The following is a 1,101-nucleotide window of genomic DNA, read 5'->3' as shown; positions in this document are numbered from 1 at the left end:
TAGGGCCTGTGTGACGTCGTGATCAGCCAGTTGCCTTGAGGAGGTCGTTGATCCAGATCATTGAGGCGCGGAGGTGGAGGCCGGCGAGGTAGCTCTCGGGCGTCTTGTCGTATCGAGTGGCGATGCCCCGCCAGGCCTTCAGCTTGTTGATGAGCCGCTCGACGGTGTTCCGCTCCTTGTAGAGATCGGCGTCGTGGCGTGTGGGGCGGCCGCCCCGGCTGCCCTTCTTCTTCCGGTTGGCGGCCTGGTCCTTCTTCTCCGGGATGACGGCCTTGATGTTGCGTTTCCGCAGGTAAGAGCGGTTGGCGCGGGACGAGTAGGCCTTGTCCGCGGCGACAGCACCGGGCCGGGTTCGAGGCCGACCCACAGGCAGACGGACCCGAATCTTCTGCAACACAGGGACGAACTGCGGGCTGTCGCCGGCCTGTCCTGCGGTCAGCACGAGGGACAGCGGACGGCACCTGCGGTCCGCGGCGAGATGAATCTTGCTCGTCAGTCCGCCACGGGATCTGCCGAGCAGGGCTTGGTTCAGCCGGAACTTGCGCCGTCGCCTGATACGCCGTCGCTCTTCCTGCTCGGGGTCGTCCCCGCCGTTCTGCCCGTTCTGTCCCGGCGGGCCGCCCCTTTTTGCCGGGCCCGCTCCTGTTCGGCGGCGGCTTCCTCCAGGGCGTCCATGACGTCCTTGCCGAGGTGCATCCCGGCTGCGTCGTGGTGGGCGCGGGCCGTAGTGGAGTCCACGCTGACCAGGGACAAGTCCGTCTGTCCCCGGCGAGCGGCCTCGGCGATCATGCCTTCCAGAAGAGCGGAGAAGACCCCGGCGTCCCGCCAGACGCGAAAGCGTCCGTAGACCGTCGGCCACGGTCCGAACCCGGAGGGCATCTCCCGCCACTGCGCGCTGGACCGGAACCGCCAGATCACCCCTTCGAACTGCTCCCGCAGCCGTTCGGGGTACGGACCGTACTCGCCTATCGGCAGGTACGGCTCGATGAACTCCCATTGCTCGTCGGTGAGTTGCCTACGTGTCACACCCAGCGTCCTACCAGGTCCTACCCCCGCAAGGGACCAGAACCCGAGATTGATCACGACGTCACACAGGCCCTA

1 pseudogene is annotated in these 1,101 nt (G+C 66.8%); it reads right to left on the bottom strand.

Annotated features, from left to right (window positions below):
• Positions 1-22: 22 nt before the first annotated feature.
• A pseudogene (locus JHN45_RS52090) lies at positions 23-1,026 on the bottom strand (IS5 family transposase).
• Positions 1,027-1,101 lie beyond the last annotated feature (75 nt).

It is taken from the genome of Streptomyces sp. MBT53, from assembly GCF_016654115.1.
Classification (GTDB): Bacteria; Actinomycetota; Actinomycetes; order Streptomycetales; family Streptomycetaceae; genus Streptomyces.
Note: the sequence above shows the minus strand (reverse complement) of the source record. Positions and strands in the feature narration are given on the sequence as shown.